We start from the raw sequence: 20259 nt of genomic DNA, 5'->3' as shown, positions 1-20259 counted from the left end.
ATATATACCATGAAAAAAACTCTTCTTATTACTATAACATTTCTTTTAGGATTACTAATACAATCCTGCAGCAATAACGATGAAAATGAAGCCTTAAAACCAGTAAACTTTAGTGTTTCTATTAAATACGATGAAACATTCAATAACATTATAACAAAAAAATCTGATGTAACTATTGTAAATAGCGAAACAGGAAACAAATATACTGTTCAATCAGACGACAACGGAACGGCACAATTCAACCAAATTTTACCAGGTAACTATTCTGTTTCAGCGACAAAAGTAATGCAGTCGGCAGAATTCACAGAAACCTTTGGTTATACGCCATCGGAGACTGAAATTAACTTTAATGCTTCTCAAAGTAATATAACAGTAAACACAGAAACTACTCCTGTAACTTTAATAATGAAAACCTCAAAAGTAGGTGACTTTGTGCTTAAACAAATTTACTACGGTGGATCTGACACAAAAAAGGGAGCTACTTTTAGAGATCAATTTATAGAAATTTATAATAACTCTAATACCGTTCAATATGCAGATGGTTTGTACATGGCTCAACTTACAGGATCTACAACAACAACAGTAGCAGCTTATTCTTTGGCTAATGGGCAGTTTGACTGGAGCAAAGCAGAAGGAATGACGGAAGGTAATAGTGCAAATACTAATTATGTTTACGGAATTAATATTATAAAAATCCCAGGAAATGGCACTCAATATCCTGTACAACCGGGTAAAAGTATTGTTATTGCTCAAAATGCAATTAACCATAAATCTAACTACATTGACAATAACGGAAAAGCCGTAAGTATTTTAAATCCTGAATTGACTGTAGATTTAAGCAACGCAGATTTTGAATCATTCTTAGGTACTTTTTCAGGTGATTTATATCAATATGACATTCAAAATCCAGCTGTTCCGGATGTAGAGATTGCCTACTGGGGAAACAGTAATAATGATATGATATTAGATGCTAATGGAAGACAGGCTTATGCTATTTTTAAAATGACCGATGCAGAATTTGCAGCGCTGAAAAAATATAAAAATCCTAAAGGAGACAAAAATTTATTTCTTCAAATTCCTAACTCGGTTCTTATCGATGGTGTTGATACTACAAAGGATTTAGGATCAGGATTAATTCCTAAAAAGTTACAAGCACAAATTGATGGAGGAAATACTTATTTGCCTTCTGGAAACTATTCTTCAAAATCAGTAATAAGAAGGACAAAAACTACGATTGCAGGAAGAATCATATTACAGGATACTAATAATTCAACTAATGACTTTGTTGAAATAACCGCAAACCCTAGAGGATTCAACTAAAATTTTCATTAATGAAAATCGAAAATATCAAAATTTACAATACTATGAGTAATGCCCGGAAATACTGGGCGTTACTTCTTTTTTCTATTTTTCCTATCTCTTCTTTACAAGCACAAGACAGTATCATTGTAACCAATCATATTATTGATTCGCAGATTAAAAATCAAATTTTTAAATATCCTGTTAATTACACCAAACAGTATATTAAAGATTTTACGTTTACTGAAGTCTCATACGAATATCAAAAAAATGAATTTGCCCGAAAACAAATTGCAAATGAAATAAACACCTATCAGTTTTTAGCTCAAGGTTATTATACAACAACTTCGAAATGGAAATTATTTGGGAATTTATCTCTAAAAAAAATAGATGAAAAGGATTTAGGATGGGTACTTTCTGATGATCGTTCAGAAGAACAGGAAGTTATTATGCCTCATTATTTTTTTGTTCCGAGAAAAGCAAACTGGACCAACCAGCAATATGTAGTCAACGGAGGTCTTTCTAAACAGCTCACGCGTAAAATATCTTTTGCCTCAAAGTTAGGTTATGAAGTAGCAAAATACAGTCGAAATTTAGATCCGAGACCGCAAATTATTTCGAGAAAAATTGGTGGTGAAATACAACTGGGATACGACCTAAAAGAAAATCATAAAATTTTTGCTTTTGCCAATTATACACGCTCAGACAAAGATTTTTCATATCGATATAAAGATGATCATTCTAATGTTGAAGTAAAACCTGAAACTTATCTACGATTCAATACAGGTTATGGCAGAATTATCAATTATTTCAAATCTAATTATTACAATAGTACACGATTTCTTTACAAGGAGAATCAAAACAAAATTGGTTTCGGTTATAACTTTAGCAATAACAATACTCGTTTCACGGCTTTATATTATAACCAAAAAGCAAATAATAATTTTTATTCCGATGTTTTTGACAATGAAGATAATCTAAGACTAAAAATTGAAACTACAACTAATCACGCCGAATTATTTGCATTGCACCAATGGGGTAAAAAAGAGTTAAAATCAACTTTTAAATACGACATGAGCGATGGTAAAAATTTTGATGTAAAAAATAATGGCTATAACTACAAGAACAAATTAAATGCAATTAGCTGGTTAACTTCACTATCAAAAAAAACAGGTTCACATATAGATTATTTACTTGGATTTGATATGCTTTACCAACAAAACGAATATCATGATGTCATGGCAACCACTGATCTCGAAATCAACTCGCTAAATACAGGCATATTCGCAAGTCGTGATTTTTCATTTGATAAAAGCAAGCTAAATACAACAGTAAGCTTTAATATGTATTTTCCATTGCCGTCATCTAAACTAGATTATTATGATACTTCTGGCGGCACTAATAGCACTTTTTTCAACGACGTTATCATTCATGATTATGTAGTGAGTACAACTAATTATTTTGCGCCGGCAATACGATTAGAATACAGTTATCCGGTAAAAAACAACAAAACAGTAGTTTTCTTTACCAACTTTAAAGAAAAACTAGCACTAAAAAAACAAAATGACTACAACGCCATTATCAATACGAATACTACTTATTGGATTCAGTGTGGTGTACAATTAAATTACTAAAAATGAAAACAAAGTTTATTGCCATTGGGGTAATGGTACTATCACTTATTATCGTTTCTTATACTAAAATTAATCCAACGCTTTCTATCGCTCAATTAAAGAGATTGTACAGCAGCGGAGATTATCAAAAATGGCCAAAACCAGAGGTAGATTCTCTTGTTTATGCACAGGGTTTTGAAGATATTGGAACTCTGGGGCAACCTGAATTTCCTGAAGACAACAAATACACCGAAGAGAAAGCAGCTTTGGGTAAGATTCTATTTTTTGATCCTAGATTATCAAAATCAGGACAAATTTCTTGTGCCAATTGCCATGATCCGGAATTAAACTGGGGCGATGCCAGAAGGGTTTCTTACGGAGAAGGAAGATTACAAGGAATTAGAAATTCTCCTAGTTTAATGAATATCGCTTATGCAAAAGTTTTCTTCTGGGACGGAAGAGCGGCGACGCTCGAAGATCAGGCAAGCTTTCCTATAAAAGATACTAAAGAAATGAACTTTCATATTGATCTTGCCACAAAAAGGCTGAATAAAATAAAAGGTTACAGAACTCACTTTCAAAAAGCTTTTGGAAAAGAAAAACTCACTCAGACCGAAATTCTAAAAGCCATTGCCACTTTCGAAAGAACTTTAATAAGTCCGAAAAGCCGCTTCGACAAATTTGTGGCGGGTGATTCAACTCAACTGAGCAATAAAGAAGTCGAAGGTTTGCACTTATTCCGTACCAAAGCGCGTTGCATTAATTGCCATAATACGGCTAATTTCTCTGATAATAAATTTCATAATATTGGTCTAACCTATTACGGAAGAGAATATGAGGATTTAGGAAGATATAATGTCACTGGAAAAAAAGAAAATGTAGGCGAATTTAAAACGCAATCTTTAAGAGGAGTTGCTCAAAACGCGCCTTATATGCACAATGGTTTATTCCCTAATTTACGCGGCGTTCTAAACATTTACAATGCCGGAATGCCTCAACCTAAAAGAAAGGAAAGTCAAGCAAACGACACATTATTCCCAACCACTTCCAGATTGATTCAAAAACTAAAACTGAATCAATCAGAGGTTGATGCTTTAGAAGCTTTTATTAGCAGTTTGTCTACGGGCGCTTATAAAATGAGACCGCCTGAGTTACCGCAATAGTGTTTAGTTTTCAGTCGCAGTCACAGTTTTCAGTTTTAATGTGAGTACTTGAAAATAAAAAAAGAGTCCGGAAAATAATTTTCCGGACTCTTTTTATTTATAAATTATTCTAACTTTATAAGCTTGATAAAAATTGAGACTGAGACTGAGACTGAGACTGAGACTGAGACTGAGACTGAGACTGAGACTGAGACTGAGACTAAAAACTAGCCTACTTTACCATCACTCCTTCAACAAACAAAATAGGCACTTCTTCGGTATCATTTTCGTTGATTAGGTTTGATTTGAAAGTGAATTTCTTGTCGTACAATTTATTATCGATGAAGAAAGTTACCATGAATTCGTTGTTTAAAACCAGTAAACTTTTTTCGACCATTTCGATTTTTACAACCGAAACTGCCGGAACTTCGACAAAGGCATGGCGTAAAACGGATGTTTTTTTCATTTCGCCATCGATAGTTCCAAATGCTTTTGAGACTACCATAACGCTGTCAAGATCAAAGTCGCTGTCGTTTACAAGATAAGCGTACCACACTTTTTCCATAAAATCGTCGCTCCATTCCTGAACAGCGGCAATGAATACGTTTTCTACTTCTGGGATTGTTATATCTGCTTTCATTTTTATTAAATTTTAAAAACCTTTATCAAAGCCTGAAGCTTCAACAAAGGTTTGTTTATTGTAAAGGTAATTTATAACGTAAAGCCCTAGCCCTGATGGAAGCGGCATCCTTTTGTTTTTTTCTTTAAAAAACAAAAGATACAGCGCACAGCAGGAAATAGCTCCTAAATATTTGCTTTGAATTGCTCTAAGAAACGAACGTCGTTTTCGTAAAACATACGGATATCGCCAATTTGATACAAAAGCATTGCAATACGCTCTACTCCCATTCCGAAAGCAAAACCGTTGAATTCGTCCGGATTGATGTCGCAATTTTTAAGAACGTTTGGATCTACCATTCCGCAACCTCCAATTTCTAACCAACCTGTTCCTTTTGTGATACGGTAATCAGTTTCGGTTTTTAAACCCCAATAGATATCAATTTCGGCACTTGGTTCTGTAAATGGAAAGTATGATGGACGTAAACGAATCTTAGATTTTCCGAACATTTCTTTGGTGAAATAAAGCAGAGTTTGTTTTAAATCGGCAAAAGAAACGTCTTTGTCAATGTATAATCCTTCAATTTGGTGGAAAATACAGTGAGAACGAGATGAAATCGCTTCGTTACGGAAAACACGTCCCGGAGAAATAGTACGAATTGGCGGTTTGTGATTTTCCATATAACGAACCTGAACAGATGATGTATGCGTACGCAACAACACATCAGGATTGGTCTGAATGAAAAATGTATCCTGCATATCACGAGCCGGATGGTATTCTGGCAAGTTCAAAGCGGTAAAATTATGCCAGTCGTCTTCGATTTCCGGACCTTCTGAAACGTTGAAACCAATGTTGGCAAAAATATCTATAATTTGATTTTTAACGATCGAAATAGGGTGACGAGAACCAATAATTACCGGTTCTGCAGCACGTGTTAAATCGCCAAACATTCCTTTTACTTCCTGTTTGCTTTCTAATTCTTCCTGAATAACGCGAACTTTTTCTTCAGCTACAGCTTTTAAAGTATTGATAACTTGTCCGAAATCTTTTTTCTGATCGTTTGGAATATTTTTGAACTCTGAAAAAAGTTCTTTCAACAACCCTTTACTACCTAAATATTTAATACGGAACTGCTCTAACGATTCTTTATTTTTATCATTAAAGGCTTTCGCTTCCTCTATATGTTGTTTTATCTTGTCTATCATCGATCTTACTTTGAAGGTGCAAATTTAAGGATTTTGTTCTAAGTAGATGTCTAAAATTCAAAGTTTCCTTTTCAAATTCGAGAATCTATTTTATGAGACTAATTTTATGTTCTATTTGTTTCACTTTTTCAAGCCAAAAACTGATTCCTTCCTGGTTGGTAATAATTTCTTTTCGGTGTTTTGATGCTATATTACTCAATTGCGCCCAGTTTTTATTCCATTCTTTATCTCGCTCGGTATTGTTCGTTGGTTCTGTTCTGGAACGCCAAAACTCCATATTTTTAAAGTATTTTTGTTTTAAATCTTCAAAATATTCGATTAGCTTTTCTTTAGAATTAGGAATATAACCCGGACCGCTACAACCACAGGAATGAAATGCAATACCAACGGAATATAGGCTTTTGATATGTTCCCATTTTTTGAGATCGTCTTTTTTTGGCGATTCAAAATCAAGTCCCATACTCGCCATCAATTCACCGCACTCCGGACATTTGGCTTCCTGAACTGACTTTTCGCCTCTTTGTATGTCGTTCATCAATCTTCTTTTAAATGTCTTTCGGCAATTAAAACAAGCATAATGTGGTTTGTAGGCAACCATTGCGTATCTGCACATTTTTTTCTTAATTTAAAGTCGCAGTTTTCAGTCACAGTCGCAGTTTGGCACTGAAAACTGCGACTGTGACTGTAAACTAAAAAACTATTCAATAAGTTCTCTTTCTAAAAAATAGTTTACAATGGCTTCTTTCATTAAAACCGATTGTTCTCCGGCTTTTAGCGAAGGTAATTCTTCTTTTACTTTGTAGTGTGGCCATCCTTCGGCATCAAAAAAATCGAATTCATAAAAACCGTATGGTTCTAATAATCGGCAAATGGCGATGTGCATCAGGTTTAATTTTTCATCTTTTTTGAATTCGCGGTGTACTTTTCCGAGTTCCTGAACTCCAATTAGGTAAATTATGGCATCTAAATCTAAGTCTTCGCCTTGCGAAAATTGATTAGATAGTATATCGACGAGCTTTTCCCATCGCTCTTTTAGTTGTGTATCTCTGGACATTTTTATTTGTGGATTTTAGATTTTAGATTTCAGATTGAAGAACGATTTAAAGATTATTTAAACTTAATTTCTACTATCACAGCTCTAAAATTATTATTGCAAAGATAGGAAGTTCAAATCCAAAGACCTAAAATTAAAGATTTCTCATACATTATTAAATAAATCACTCATTGATTAAGCGGGTTGAACGGATTATCACTGATTTTTTTTCTCTACTGTTAACCCTTCCTGATCTTTACTTAAAAGCCTTAGTCTAAATCTGCCAACTAATTTTACTTGTGTCAACCTGCTAAAATCCGTATAATCCGTGGGCTAAAAAAACTTTGAACCTTTGCAACTCTGAACCTTTGAACCTAAAAAAAGACCTATATTTGCGCCTCAATAAAACACAGAAAATATGAGTTTTTTAGACATGCTTTTTGGAGCACTCTTAGCTTTTAGTTTATACAAAGGAATTAAAAACGGGCTTTTTGTAGAGATCGCTTCTTTTATTTCTTTATTGTTGGGAATTTATATTGCGATTAAATTCTCTTCGTTTATGAAGGAACTGATCATGAAACACGTTTCATGGAATCCGAACACGATACAGGTTACGGCTTTTATCCTGACTTTTATTCTGGTGGTTATTGGTGTTTATTTCCTGGCCAAAATCCTGACGGGAATTGCTGATTTTGCTTTTCTGGGATGGGCCAACAAACTGGGCGGAGGTTTTTTCAGAGTTTTAAAAACGATCCTGATTCTGAGTATTTTTATTGCGCTTTTTGAGAAAATAAACTTTAATGAAACGTTTGCCAAAAAAGAAACGCTCGATAAATCTATTTTTTATAATCCTGTAAAAAAAGTAGCTGCTTTTGTTTATCCTTCTATCGAAAAATGGTACGAAGAATTTAAAGATAATCATGCTAAAGATTCTGAAGCAAAACAGGAAACCATTAAAGAAGAATAAGTCCCAGAGGGGAGAAAATATTTCGTTTTGCGAGGAATTTATATATCGCTCCGCTGGAGCTTTATATTGTAAATGTTGGTGCTATAAATATTTCGCTTCTACGAAGCTTTTCCTTAAAAACAAACCAAACAATTATTTATTACTTCAAAAGAAATTTAAGTGCCAGAGGGGTAAAATATTTCGTTTTCCGAGGAATTTATATGTCGCTCCGTTGGAGCTTTATATTGTAAATGTTGGTGCTATAAATATTTCGCTTCTACGAAGCTTTCTCTTAAAAATAGAATCAAACAATTATTTGTAAATAGTAAACCCGACAGGTTTTAAAAACCTGTCGGGTTTGACGAAGATTGCGTTTATAATTATTCTAAAACTTTACTTCTAGATTCTCTCCTTTTTTCAAAACAATTTCTTGCTTTTTATCTCCATTTATTAGGGTTGTTTTCCCTCCTGTTTTAGAAGAAATTATCAATTTCTTTATAAGCTTGTTTTCCCAATTCATTTCAATTTCAAATCCGCCACGGGCGCAGATTCCTTTTACTGATCCGGTTTCCCAAGCGTCTGGTAAAGCGGGAAGTAATCTGATTTCGTTTTCGTTTGACTGAACCAGCATTTCGGCAACGGCTGCGGCTCCTCCAAAATTTCCGTCGATTTGAAACGGCGGATGCGCATCGAATAAATTCGGATAGGTTCCTCCTCCTCTTCTTGGTTTATCGGTTTTCTTTCCGTCCGGATCTACATATCTTAGTAATTCACGAAACATTTTATAAGCTCGGTTTCCATCCCAAAGTCTTGCCCAAAGGTTGATTCTCCAGCCTTTTGACCAACCTGTTGTTTCATCTCCTTTTATTTCTAAAGTCTTTTTTGATGCTGCGGCCAAATCTGGTGTTTTTTCGGGTGTGATATGATCTCCGGGGAAAAGTCCGAACAATTGCGATTGATGACGGTGTTTGGGATCTTTATCTTCCCAATCGAAATACCATTCTTGCAAATTCCCTTTTTTACCAATTTGATAGGGATGCAATTTTGCAAGTGCATTTTCTAATTTTGATCTAAAAGCCACATCGGTATTTAAAACTTTAGATGCTTTTATCGTTTTGTCAAAACATTCTCTAATCATGGCCAAATCTGCCGTTCCGCCATACATTGTTGCTCCAACAAAACCATCGAGCGTTAGATATTGGTTTTCTGGCGAAGTAGATGGCGATGTTATGAGATTTCCGTTTTTATCGATGACCATCCATCCTAAAAGAAATTCGGCTGCGCCTTTCATTAACGGATATCCTTCTGTTTTTAGATAGGCTTTGTCTTGTGTAAAAGTATAATGTTCCCAAATGTGCGTACTTAACCAGGCACCGGCAAGTGGCCAACATGCCCACATTGGATCTTCCTTACCAAATTGCCCCACCGGATTGGTCATGGCCCAAATATCTGAATTGTGTGCTGCAGCCCAACCCTGATTTACGCCATAAAAAGTTTTTGCCGTTACTTTTCCGGTTACCGAAAGATTTTTGATGAAACTCAAAAGCGGCAAATGCATTTCGGATAAATTGGTGTTTTCGGCCAGCCAGTAATTTTCTTCCAAGTTGATGTTCATGGTATAATTACTGCTCCATGGCGGGTTTAAATGCGGATTCCATATTCCTTGTAAGTTGGCCGGAACTCCAGGTGTTCTGGAACTGCTTATTAATAAATAACGCCCGTAATTGAAATATAGAATTTCTAAGTTTTTATCTTCTTTTCCATCGGCGTAGCGCAATAAACGTTCGTTTGTTGGCAAGTCCGGAGCGGTTGTTTTACCTAAATCTAATGTTACTCTGCTGTAATATTTTTGGTAATCGGCAATGTGGGCTTCTTTTAGTTTATCGAATGATTTTGCAAATGATTTATTCAGGTTTTGCAATGCAATCGATACATCATCTACACCTTCTGTTGCTGGATTTTTGTCGAAACCGTTAAAACTTGTCGCGACAGATACATATACATAAGCTTCGGTTGCATCTTTTAAACTTAAAGCATCTCTGGAACTTGTAATTTTCCCGTCGGTTTTTTTAATTTGGATTAAAGTAGTAAATCTCGTTCCTCTTTCTTTTACTTGCAGGTATTTTGGTAAAACGGTATATCCTGCATTTTCATGAATGGGCGCTGAACCTGTCATTACCAATATATTGTTTCTTACTTCGACATTAGATTTTAGTAAGCTCTTTAGATTAATGTCAAAATTTAAACCTCCTTTTATACTGCTTGTCAATTTAATTACCATGATTTGGTCTGGAGCTGAAACAAAATATTCACGGGTAAATTTTATTCCGTTCATTTCGTAACTGACTTTTGATATTGCGTTCGAAATATCAAGTTCACGATAGTAATTAACGGCTTTTCCTTTTTCGGAATTATTGATTTCTAATGTTCCAAGCGGGGCAAATGATTCGGAGTTTTTTCCCTGAACTTTTTTATTGAGTTCTTCGGCTAGTTTATAATTTTCGTTTTTGAGTGCTTCGCGAATTTCAGGAATATTTTTGTAAGCATCAGGACTCATATTGGCGTTTACGGGTTCGCCTGACCAAAGCGTGGCGTCGTTTAAATATATTTTATCTGAATTTGCTCCGCCAAAAACGGTTGCGCCAAGTTTTCCGTTTCCTAAAACTAAACTTTCTTCAAAGAATTCTGCGGGTTGATTGTACCATAAAACATGATTGGATTGTGCAGACATCTTGGTGCAGAAAGTGGCGAATAGTAAAATGAAAAGTGTGTTTTTGAGATTTGAATTCATTTTTTTGATGCGTTTTAATGTTACCGTTCAAATGTTCCTACGGAACATTATTACAGGTGTTTATTATCTTATCATCAACGGATTTCATCCGTTGCTACCAACCAATTGTTCCTGATGGAACAACTTTGGGATATTCGTTTACGATGAATTGTTTCTGATGAAACATTTTTAACCTTATTTTATCTTAACTGGTTTTTCAACCTATTATGTTTCTAATTTTTTAATTGCTTTGACAAATATACCTAACCCGTTTTGGAGAACCTATTAGGATACGTAACCACAATTTGTGCGCGTGAGGGATAGGAGCTGGCTACCGAAGTAGCGTGGATAGCCCGACCGTATTTGCGAAAGGCGCACATAAGCGATTTGTTAGATAGCGCCTTTTGTAAATACGGTCACGCCCTAATGATCACCGCTACTATTTTGATTCTAAATATAATTATTTAGATCTTAATTTGTCGCTTTATAAATAAAATTTCTAAACATAACCTGACCTTCGCCAACTGCTGAAAGCCCTAAACGAAGACTCATGAAACCGCTTAATACATTGTGATTAAACGAGGTTACTTCTGCCGAGTTTTCGATCTTGATCCATGTTTTGCCATCGATGCTGTAAAACATATTTACAAGTTGTTCTTTCTTTTCTAAACGAAGCCATAAATGAGTTTTATTGATGCCTTTCTGGGTTGGAAATTGCCATGATCGCAATATTGCCAAAATATTCTCTTTGTCGGAAGCAATTCCTGTATACAATTTAGTATCGTAAAACAGAATCAATCCTGGGGTGGCGTTGCCTTCTATTTCTACTTCGACTTGTGCGGTGTAAGAGTGATCAGAAGGGGTACATAAAAGCGGAGAACTCTCGCCAATGCTTTTTCCTTTTGCTTTTATCTGAATTCCGTTTTGGGTGAGTTTAAATCGTTCAGCGTCATAATGATCGAAAAATTGCCATTGGGGCTGAAGTTCAGTTCCTGAAAAAGTATCTGAAAGCGTGAAGTTACTTTTTACAGTTTTTCCTGCCGGTTTTTTTATAGGTTCTCCGGTTTTGATGTTTTGCGGACTTTTGAACCAGCCATCGTTTGTCCATTCTACAGGTTGTAAGAGCGTTTGACGCCCCATATTATAATAGCCGTTTTCGTAACCGTGAAGAACCATCCACCATTTTCCGCTAACATCGTCGATTAATGTGGCGTGCCCTTTTGACCACCATTTTTCTGAACTATCGTTGGTTCTTAGAATTGGATTGTATGGCGAGTTTTCCCAAGGTCCTAAAGGTGATTTTGATCTTGCTGATATTACCATGTGACTCGTTGCCGGACCGGCTGTTCCGCCTTCGGCAACGGTTAGGTAATAATAATTTCCGTGTTTTAGCACTTTTGGTCCTTCCATACAAAAACATTCTATCGACCACTCTGAAGGAATTTTCCAACCGTCGTAAACATGTTTTCCTGCTCCGGAAACCGAAAGTCCGTCTTTGGACAATGGCACATAATCACCATTGCTAAAATATAAATAGCGATTTCCTTTTTCGTCTGTAAAATGTCCGGGATCGATATTACCAATTTTTAAATCGATTGGATCACTCCAGGGTCCGTTGATATTATCTGCTGACACGACATAATTGGTTTCGTTTGCAGGGAAATAGATGTAAAATTTGTTGTTATATTTCACCAAATCTGGTGCCCAAACTGAACCTACGCTTTTTTTAAGGGCATGTGTTACGGGTTTCCAATTGACTAAATCTTTTGAGGTCCAGATTAATAATCCGGGATAATAATTGAATGAAGAATGTACGATGTAGTAATCTTCGCCATCTCTTATTATGGACGGATCTGGATAATCTCCTGTAAATATTGGATTTTGATAAGTATCAGCTCCAACTTTGCTGTTTTGCTGCTGTGCATTGATTACCAGCGAAATGAAACTTACAAATAATAAAATTACCTTTTTCATAATTAAGATTATTTACTGACTTTATATACCTCATTTGCCGTAATCATTTCCCAATTATCGGTTCTGAAAGGCGATGCCGGAAATTTTTCTTTATTGAAAAGATTGATTTCTGTATCGTCGTCTGCCCAACCGTAATGCACGGCTACGGGATTTTTTACGTTTTCGGATGAAACAATGACTTTGTTATTTTTTATTATCGCTTTCGCGGAATGAAAAACTTTGTCGGCTCCGGCGATTTCGAATCCTTTTAGGTTTTGCGAATTGTCTGATGCTGTCAGGCCGCTTCCAATATTGTCGAAAGTAAGAATCATTTCGTTTCCTTTTATTTCCTGAGCTTTATAAGTTGTTCCGCTATAAACTTGTTTTTTGCCGTAAACGTTGTTTAACGCAATTGCTGCCAAACGCAAACCTACGTCTTGTTTGTTGGTTGGGTGAATGTCTTTTGCATTACCAATATCGGTCGTTACGGCCATTCCGGTGTTTTTGAGCTTTAAAGTTTCTGATTGTGCTTCGCGGAGTTCTGCCCAACGGCTTCCGACTTTGCTATTGCCTTTGAATTCGTCAAAAGTGGACAATTGAACGAAATAAAAAGGGAAATCGCCTTGATTCCATTTTGTTCGCCAGTCGGTAATCATTAACGGAAATGCTATTTTGTACTGTTTTGCTCTCCAGACATTGGCTTCGCCCTGATACCATAAAACGCCCTGAAACGCATACGGAATTAACGGATTAACCATTGCGTTGAATAATAATGAGGGATAACTGTTTGGTGAAACGGCAATTTTTACCTGAACGACATTGAATTTCCAAAGTCCTTCGAGTGGTACACTATTGTTTTTGAATTGAATTTTAAGATCAGTCGGATCGCCGTAGATTCCGCCACCGCCTGAATAATCTGCGATGCGAACGGCGATTACGTTTTTGCCTTCTTTTAAAGTTCCGGCAGGGATTGTATACACTCGTAGTGTTTCCCAGATTTTGTTGGTTCCTACCTGAATGCCATTCACGTAAGTGATATCTTCGTCGTCTACTTTAGACAAATGCAAAATGGCTTCGCTTTTGGCTTGATCGGCAGTTAAGGTAATTGTTTTACGCATCCAGACTACGCCATCGATATTGCCTATTTGTTGGTTTTCCCAAAGGGAAGGAACTTTTATTTCGGGCCAGTTTTTATCATCAAAATTAAAGTCTTTGAATTGGTTTTCGTTTTCCATTGAAACATCAAAACCCTGAACTTTTTTTACATTATCGAGTAGTGTTTTTTTATACACTTCGAAAACAGCGTCCATGTCTACTTGAGGAACATCGGCAATCATGGCTTTGAAATCATTGCTTTTTTCGAAAGCTTCACGGCTTGTCCAGGTTTCTACATTGGTACCGCCCCAGGAAGTATTGATGATTCCGATTGGGATTTTTAATTCGGCGTATAATTTTTTAGCGAAAAAGAATCCTGCTGCTGTAAAATCACGAATGTTGTCTTTGTTGGCAACGGCCCATTTTCCTGCTTTGAGATCTTCTTTTGGTGTTCCGCTTAGATCTTGTGCGACACCAAAATGACGAATCATAGGATAATCAGCATCGGCCATTTCTTTTTCGGCATTCATGGTTTTGTACATCTGAAATTCCATATTCGATTGTCCGCTGCAAATCCAGACTTCGCCTACCAAAACATCTTTTATGATAATTTTATTTTTTCCTGTAATGGATAACTCAAAAGGTCCTCCGGCTTTTTCGGCAGAAAGTTTTACCATCCATTTTCCGTTTTTATCGGCCTGAACGATTTTGGTTTGTTTGTTAAAATGAACTTCGACTTTTTCGTTTGGTTCTGCCCAACCCCAAACGGGAATTTCTTTATTGCGCTGCAAAACCATTCCGTCAGAAAACAACAAAGGCATTCTGACATTGGCATTTGCCATTATACTGAATAGTAAAAAAAGCAAGAGGATGTTTTTCTTCATTGTGTTTATTATTTTTTAAACCCTATAAGTGATATAAGATAATTTAAGTTTTGCTCGTAGCTTGTGCTTACATTTTCTTATATCACTTAGGGATAAATTTATTATTTATTGCATTCCTTCGATCAATGCATTTAACGCTTGTGTGTCGAAAACTGTATTATTAGATCGGTTCATGATTCCGAAACCATTGTCTCCCAGACTTCCTTCATCCCAATAAAATGGCAATAAACCATTTGCTTTTGCTGTTTTTACTACTGTTTTTAAGTAATAAACTCTTGAGTTAAGATGTAATGTTAATGCATCTCCGGTTAGACTTGTGCGACGAATGGCACCAAACTCTCCTAACAAAACCGGAATTCCTTTGTCTACAAACTGGGTTTTCATTAATTTAAAGGTTTTTTCTAAATCTGCTTCTTCTCCATAACTTGCATTTCGGTCCAATTCTGTAGTAGAATGATAGTTTGCTCCCCAATAATAAAACATTTTACCCCAGGATTCGTCTTTGGTTAATCCGGCGAAATTCCACGGAGAATAATAATGAACTTCTACCATCATACGGCTTGTCGCTGTATCTGTTGGCAATATAGTCATTAATTTATTTGTTTTTTCAATGTCTGTTGTAGGTCCCTGAACGACTAATGTTCTGTAGGCATTTTTACCTCCGGTAGAACGTACAGCATCAATGAAGGTTTGGTGATACGATGTTAACACTGCCATTTGGGCTGCGTCTTCGACTGCTGGTTCATTGGCACTTGCAAAAAGTAAATGCTCGTCGAAACCGCGTAAGTGTGTGGCAATTTGTTCCCAAAATGCTTTTTGTTTGGCGTTGTTTTCGACTTTTTTGGCTTCGGTAATATTGTTTTCTAACCAGCCGCCGTCCCAGTGGATATTAACAACTACATACATATTATTGTCTACACAATATTGAACAACTTCTTTTACCCGGTTTAACCATTCGGCTTTGATTTTGGCTGTAGCCGAATTTTCTAAATACTGGTTCCATGAACAAGGAATTCTTATGGCATTGAATCCATTGGCTTTTACAGCATCGATCAAAGCTTTTGTTACTTTTGGATTTCCCCAGGCGGTTTCTCCGTTAGTGGCTTCGAGCGTGTTACCAATATTCCATCCTAATTTAATTTTTGCTGCCAGTTGTACGGCTGTGCTTCCCATTCCTGATGCATCGGCAGCAATTGGATTGGTATTGTAACTTGGATATAAACCTGTCACAATATTTCCTGCTGCCTGCGAAACGGCAATTTGTACTGATGTTGCCTGAAGCGAACTTATAGTAACAATTGCAGTTCTTGCAGTTGTGGTAGTATTGGCTAAAGCGGTAATTTTTACGGTTATCGTTCCGGCGGTTCCGCCAACCTGATTCAATTGTATCCAACTAGTATCTGATCCTGAAATTTTCCATGAAGCTACGTCTGTTGTAATTTTTATGTCGACTGCATTTCCTGTATTTAAAAAATCAATTTTATTGGTATCAACCGTAATTGTTTTATTGGTTGCATTTGGATCTGCTGCATCTTTATCTGAACTGCAGGCCCAGATAGTCAAAACCGACAAGCACAACATGGCACTAAACAGGTAACTTTTAATGGAATTTTTCATTTGGTTTGGTTTAATAGTTAGTTTTAAGTTTTATTCAGGCAATTTCATTTTTATGTATTAAAACAATGCTCTTTAATAAAAATTAAAGAGCATTGTTGTTTCGAGTTTTATTTGATTGTTACGACAACTTCTTTCTTGATATCTCTTGAGGAGTTTCCTAACTTTAAAGTATATTTTCCTGGTTCAACTGTCCATTTTTTAGCGGCTACATCATAATAAGCCAACTCTTTTACCGGAACTTTAATAGTTACTGTATTTGAACTTCCTGATTTTACCAATGTTTTCTGGAAACCTTTTAATTCCTGTGCAGCACGTGTTACTTTCGAATCTGATTTTGATGAATACAACTGAACCACTTCTTTACCGTCTACTTTTCCAGTGTTTTTTACATCTACAGAAACTGTTATAGTTTCGTTTTGTGCGTATGAAGTTTTGTCTGTTTTTGCATTATCGAAAGCAAAAGTGGTATACGATAATCCGAATCCGAAAGGATATAATGGTGCTATATTTTTAGTATCAAACCAACGGTATCCTACCAGAATTCCTTCGGCATAGTTTACTGTTTTTCCTCCAGGGAAACTGTTTGTGGCGTGCGCCGGAGAATCCATAATGTTTTTAGGCATTGTCCATGGTAATTTTCCTGACGGATTTACTTTTCCTAAAATTACATCGGCCAAGGCATTTCCTCCTTCAGATCCATTAAACCATGTCCAGACTAAAGCTGAAGTTTTTTTGCTTACGGCATCAATATCAAAAGGTGCTCCGGCAACCATTACGACAATTGTTTTTGGGTTAACGGCTAATACTTTCTGAATCAATTCTTCTTGTCCAAATGGTAATTTTAGGTTTCTACGATCAGAAGCTTCTGTTTCGTAATCACGGTTTGAACCTGCAAAAATAATGGCAACATCCGATTTTTTAGCAGTTTCGATTGCTTCCTGTAATTTAGCTGGATCTAACTGATCGATTGTTACAGGACCATTTGAGGTGATGTTTCCTAAATTTCCTTTGTTTTTTTCGTCGTAACGTTCTAAATATCCTTCGGCGTAATTAATTTTGATCGATGATGGCAATCTGTTTTTCAAACCATCTAGCGGCGTAACTTCTCTTTTGGTTTTTACTCCGGCTCCAAATCCGCCAAGCGCATTTTTCTTCGTAGCGTTGTTACCAATTACCGCGATAGATTTTACTCCGTCTAGTTTTAGAGGCAATGCATTGTTGTCATTTTTTAATAAAACTATTGCTTCTGCAGCAATTTTATAGGCGTCCTGATAATGTGCTTCGGTTGCGATGCTTCCTTTTACACGCTCTTTCCCGCCCATTGCTTTTACCTGAAATAAAGTACGCAGGATTCTTTTTACATGAACATCAATTTCTGCTTCTGTAATTTCTTTGTTTTTTGCAGCAGCAATTAATTTATCGGCAAGGAAAAATTCATTGAATGGTTTTGGTGTTCCCATTTCAATATCTAATCCGTTTTTTAATGATTTTACTGTAGAATGTACTGCAGCCCAATCTGAAACTACAACTCCTTTAAATCCCCATTCGTCACGAAGGATTTTGTTTAGCATATAATCGTTTTCACATAAATATTCTCCTCTAAATTTATTATAAGCGCCCATAACACTATAGGCATGTGCTTCTTTTATCGAAGCTTCAAAGGCTGGTAAATATATTTCACGAAGTGTACGTTCGTCAATTTGTACATCTACAAAATCACGATTGGTTTCCTGATTGTTGGCAGCGAAATGTTTTACACAAGCCATAACATCATTGTCCTGTAAACCAACAATTAACGGCACTGCAATTTTTTTGTTCAAAAACGGATCTTCAGACATGTATTCATATGTTCTTCCTCCCAAAGGTGTTCTTACGATATTTATGGCTGGCGAAAGCAACATATCTTTGTCTCTGGCGCGCAATTCCTGCCCTACACTATTTCCAAATGTATAGGCCATTTCTGCATTCCATGTTGCGGCTAGTCCTCCTCCGGCTGGGTAATAGGTTGCAAAATCATCTTTTAATCCTGCAGGAGCCCAATTGTCACGGGAGATTTCTTCACGAACTCCCAGAGGTCCGTCGGCCATTTTAAGTTCCGGAATTCCTAAACGTTTTACACCGCCAGAAGTAAACATGCTGTTACCATGCAACATTCCGATTTTTTCTTCAAGCGTCATTTGAGCAACCAGTTTATCGATTTCTGCATCGTATTCTGATCCTATTTCTTTTCCTTTGTATTCTTCTGTTTGTGCCGAATCAGAACCTGCTGTTTTTACATCATTTTTACAAGAGGCAAATGCCAAAAATGCAAATGCGGCTGAAAGGCATATCATTTTGTTTTTCATGCTTAATAGATTTATTTTTAGTTTTTAGATAGTCGTTTTAAATAATTATTGTCTCACCAAATTCAACAAGAAAACATCATTCTCATTGATTTTTATATCCTTCTTAAGTGTTCCTGTAGCATCAATTCTCACTTTTTCTGATGCAATCAAAGCGCCGTCATTTTTTCTTTTAATGGTTTCAACTTGTTGTTTGGTAAGCTGCGACGGTTTTCCCATTGCTAAATAATCCGCGTAAGCGTCATTTGTTTTATAACCTACTTTATAGATTTCTAAAGTATAATTTCCTTTTTGCAAACCATCGACTTCTATTTTTATACTTCCTTTAGGCTTTGAAGGTAAGTCTTTTATATAATAAGTCTGATTGTTCATAGAATCTCCAGGATGCGTATTCGTAAAATCCCAAAATAATAACTGAACATCTCCTTTTGAATTTTTAGTCCCCCATGAAGAGGTGTCTTTGTTTTGAAGTTCAGTTTCACCTAATTTATTTAGAAAGGAATAGGAGAAATAGGCTGGCTTTTTGATTCCTTGTGTATTCAATAATCCAAATCCTCCGTGAAAAGGGGTAAATCTTGGCCCTGCTTCTTCAAAAATATCGGTAAAAACCCAATACGACATTGAGTTTGCGGCATTGCCAATTTGTTTTAGTTTTTGCAAAATATAAGCAGCCGAATGATAACTGTCATGAACAGGATCTGCCGGAGTATAGGATGAACTCCATTCTGTATAATGTAATTCTAATTTTGGCTTAGCCGAATTTGAAATTTGTTGGCGGGAATTTATAACATCACCGCTAATACTCGATTCGTCTTTATTTAAAACAGTTCCTGTAGTTCCAAATTCATCCAGAAATCCTTGTTTTACTCCATAAGTATGTGTTGAAATAAAATCTAAAGGAACATTATTTTTAATACAAAATTCTATTGTTTCAGGAACCCACGCTGCTCCCGCGGTTGCTGGCCCACCAACTTTGTAAGCCGGATTTACGCTTTTGATTCCGCGAGCCGCATATTCATATAGTTTGAAATATTCTGCCTGAGTTCCTGTCCAGAAACCTGGTGTTAAATTAGGCTCGTTCCAAACTTCAAAATACCATGTTTTTACTTCTTCGTCTCCATAACGTTCTTTAAAATGCTGGGTTAAATTTCGAATTAAATCTTCCCATTTTTTATAATCTTTTGGAGGAGTTACATTTCCTTTCCACCAGAAAATAGTTTCTTTTCCGCTCGCCAAAGCCGAAGGCATAAAACCCAACTCAACAAAAGGTTTCATTTTTATACTCAATATAAAATCATACAAAGCATCAATATATTGGTAATTGTATTCCGGATTTCCTTTTGAGTCTTCGCGATAAACGGCCATATCATCAGACAATAAACCATGCATTCTGATGTATTTAAAATCGCATTCTTTTTTGGTCATTGCCAATTGTTGTTGCCAATCGGCACGTAATCCTTCATTTGCTCTTCCGGCACCGATACATTCTTTGAACATGGTGTTCAGTTTTCCTGATTCTTTATTGTAATCGATTTTTATGATTCGGTTTTCAACATTACTGTTTTGTCCAAACAAATTAATATTGATTAGATTAACGAAAATCAGGAATGTTAGTAAGAATCTTTTCATATTAAATTCATTTGAGTTGAATTACATTGGGTTAGACGCACTGCTGTGCGTCTCTACGATTCAGCATGTGCGTATACTTGTTTGGTATATATAAATAAATTTTTAAATTAAA

The 20259-nt window shown here is 36.0% G+C and carries 14 protein-coding genes; 4 read left to right on the top strand and 10 right to left on the bottom strand.

What is annotated here, in order from left to right:
• From FLACOL7796_RS00225 to FLACOL7796_RS00215, 3 genes are all read left to right on the top strand, one after another.
• The coding region (locus FLACOL7796_RS00225; RefSeq protein WP_232067252.1) for a DUF4876 domain-containing protein at positions 1–1320 on the top strand (1320 nt) is incomplete at its 5' end.
• An 11-nt stretch (positions 1321–1331) separates the two neighbouring features.
• A complete protein-coding gene (locus FLACOL7796_RS00220) occupies positions 1332–2933 on the top strand; it encodes a DUF6850 family outer membrane beta-barrel protein (protein ID WP_173968622.1) in 1602 nt (533 codons plus the stop codon).
• A 2-nt stretch (positions 2934–2935) separates the two neighbouring features.
• A complete protein-coding gene (locus FLACOL7796_RS00215) occupies positions 2936–4075 on the top strand; it encodes a cytochrome-c peroxidase (protein WP_173968620.1) in 1140 nt (379 codons plus the stop codon).
• A gap of 211 nt (positions 4076–4286) precedes the next feature.
• Here the strand turns inward: FLACOL7796_RS00215 and FLACOL7796_RS00210 are convergent, their stop codons facing one another.
• From FLACOL7796_RS00210 to FLACOL7796_RS00195, 4 genes are all read right to left on the bottom strand, one after another.
• Positions 4287–4694, bottom strand: a complete 408-nt coding sequence (locus FLACOL7796_RS00210; RefSeq protein WP_173968618.1) for a hypothetical protein — start codon at positions 4692–4694, stop codon at positions 4287–4289.
• 164 nt (positions 4695–4858) lie between these two features.
• Positions 4859–5878, bottom strand: a complete 1020-nt coding sequence (gene pheS / locus FLACOL7796_RS00205; protein WP_173968616.1) for a phenylalanine--tRNA ligase subunit alpha — start codon at positions 5876–5878, stop codon at positions 4859–4861.
• A gap of 85 nt (positions 5879–5963) precedes the next feature.
• On the bottom strand, positions 5964–6413 hold the full coding sequence (locus FLACOL7796_RS00200) for a hypothetical protein (RefSeq protein WP_173968614.1): 450 nt from the start codon (positions 6411–6413) through the stop codon (positions 5964–5966).
• A gap of 162 nt (positions 6414–6575) precedes the next feature.
• On the bottom strand, positions 6576–6932 hold the full coding sequence (locus FLACOL7796_RS00195; protein WP_173968613.1) for a hypothetical protein: 357 nt from the start codon (positions 6930–6932) through the stop codon (positions 6576–6578).
• Between the two features lie 397 nt (positions 6933–7329).
• On the opposite strand from FLACOL7796_RS00195, the gene FLACOL7796_RS00190 reads away from it, so the two are divergent.
• Positions 7330–7878 (top strand): CvpA family protein, encoded by a 549-nt coding sequence (locus FLACOL7796_RS00190; protein ID WP_173968611.1) that lies wholly within the window; start codon positions 7330–7332, stop codon positions 7876–7878.
• A gap of 364 nt (positions 7879–8242) precedes the next feature.
• Here the strand turns inward: FLACOL7796_RS00190 and FLACOL7796_RS00185 are convergent, their stop codons facing one another.
• From FLACOL7796_RS00185 to FLACOL7796_RS00160, 6 genes are all read right to left on the bottom strand, one after another.
• Complete coding sequence (locus FLACOL7796_RS00185) at positions 8243–10648, bottom strand: glycoside hydrolase family 95 protein (protein ID WP_173968609.1); 2406 nt, start codon at positions 10646–10648, stop codon at positions 8243–8245.
• A 450-nt stretch (positions 10649–11098) separates the two neighbouring features.
• Positions 11099–12601 carry a family 43 glycosylhydrolase gene (locus FLACOL7796_RS00180; protein ID WP_232067251.1) on the bottom strand — a complete coding sequence of 501 codons (1503 nt, stop codon included), beginning with the start codon at positions 12599–12601 and terminating at the stop codon, positions 11099–11101.
• 8 nt (positions 12602–12609) lie between these two features.
• Positions 12610–14559, bottom strand: coding sequence for a sialate O-acetylesterase (locus tag FLACOL7796_RS00175; RefSeq protein ID WP_173968608.1), 1950 nt, complete (start codon positions 14557–14559; stop codon positions 12610–12612).
• A gap of 105 nt (positions 14560–14664) precedes the next feature.
• A complete protein-coding gene (locus FLACOL7796_RS00170) occupies positions 14665–16176 on the bottom strand; it encodes a glycoside hydrolase family 5 protein (RefSeq protein ID WP_173968606.1) in 1512 nt (503 codons plus the stop codon).
• Positions 16177–16283: 107 nt separating this feature from the next.
• A complete protein-coding gene (locus FLACOL7796_RS00165; protein WP_173968604.1) occupies positions 16284–18521 on the bottom strand; it encodes a glycoside hydrolase family 3 C-terminal domain-containing protein in 2238 nt (745 codons plus the stop codon).
• A gap of 45 nt (positions 18522–18566) precedes the next feature.
• Positions 18567–20147, bottom strand: a complete 1581-nt coding sequence (locus tag FLACOL7796_RS00160) for a GH39 family glycosyl hydrolase (RefSeq protein WP_173968602.1) — start codon at positions 20145–20147, stop codon at positions 18567–18569.
• Positions 20148–20259: the final 112 nt, after the last annotated feature.

The organism is Flavobacterium bizetiae (assembly GCF_902804475.1).
Classification (GTDB): Bacteria; Bacteroidota; Bacteroidia; order Flavobacteriales; family Flavobacteriaceae; genus Flavobacterium; species Flavobacterium bizetiae.
The sequence above is the reverse complement of the archived record's forward strand: the minus strand, read 5'-3'. Positions and strand labels throughout refer to the sequence as shown.

What these genes read in the sequence shown, in the direction of transcription:
- FLACOL7796_RS00200 (WP_173968614.1), bottom strand. Translation starts at nt 6,413, where the DNA reads ATGAACGACATACAAAGAGGCGAAAAGTCAGTTCAGGAAGCCAAATGT.
- FLACOL7796_RS00185 (WP_173968609.1), bottom strand. Translation starts at nt 10,648, where the DNA reads ATGAATTCAAATCTCAAAAACACACTTTTCATTTTACTATTCGCCACT.
- FLACOL7796_RS00215 (WP_173968620.1), top strand. Translation starts at nt 2,936, where the DNA reads ATGAAAACAAAGTTTATTGCCATTGGGGTAATGGTACTATCACTTATT.
- FLACOL7796_RS00195 (WP_173968613.1), bottom strand. Translation starts at nt 6,932, where the DNA reads ATGTCCAGAGATACACAACTAAAAGAGCGATGGGAAAAGCTCGTCGAT.
- pheS (WP_173968616.1), bottom strand. Translation starts at nt 5,878, where the DNA reads ATGATAGACAAGATAAAACAACATATAGAGGAAGCGAAAGCCTTTAAT.
- FLACOL7796_RS00190 (WP_173968611.1), top strand. Translation starts at nt 7,330, where the DNA reads ATGAGTTTTTTAGACATGCTTTTTGGAGCACTCTTAGCTTTTAGTTTA.
- FLACOL7796_RS00180 (WP_232067251.1), bottom strand. Translation starts at nt 12,601, where the DNA reads ATGAAAAAGGTAATTTTATTATTTGTAAGTTTCATTTCGCTGGTAATC.
- FLACOL7796_RS00175 (WP_173968608.1), bottom strand. Translation starts at nt 14,559, where the DNA reads ATGAAGAAAAACATCCTCTTGCTTTTTTTACTATTCAGTATAATGGCA.
- FLACOL7796_RS00210 (WP_173968618.1), bottom strand. Translation starts at nt 4,694, where the DNA reads ATGAAAGCAGATATAACAATCCCAGAAGTAGAAAACGTATTCATTGCC.
- FLACOL7796_RS00170 (WP_173968606.1), bottom strand. Translation starts at nt 16,176, where the DNA reads ATGAAAAATTCCATTAAAAGTTACCTGTTTAGTGCCATGTTGTGCTTG.
- FLACOL7796_RS00160 (WP_173968602.1), bottom strand. Translation starts at nt 20,147, where the DNA reads ATGAAAAGATTCTTACTAACATTCCTGATTTTCGTTAATCTAATCAAT.
- FLACOL7796_RS00220 (WP_173968622.1), top strand. Translation starts at nt 1,332, where the DNA reads ATGAAAATCGAAAATATCAAAATTTACAATACTATGAGTAATGCCCGG.
- FLACOL7796_RS00165 (WP_173968604.1), bottom strand. Translation starts at nt 18,521, where the DNA reads ATGAAAAACAAAATGATATGCCTTTCAGCCGCATTTGCATTTTTGGCA.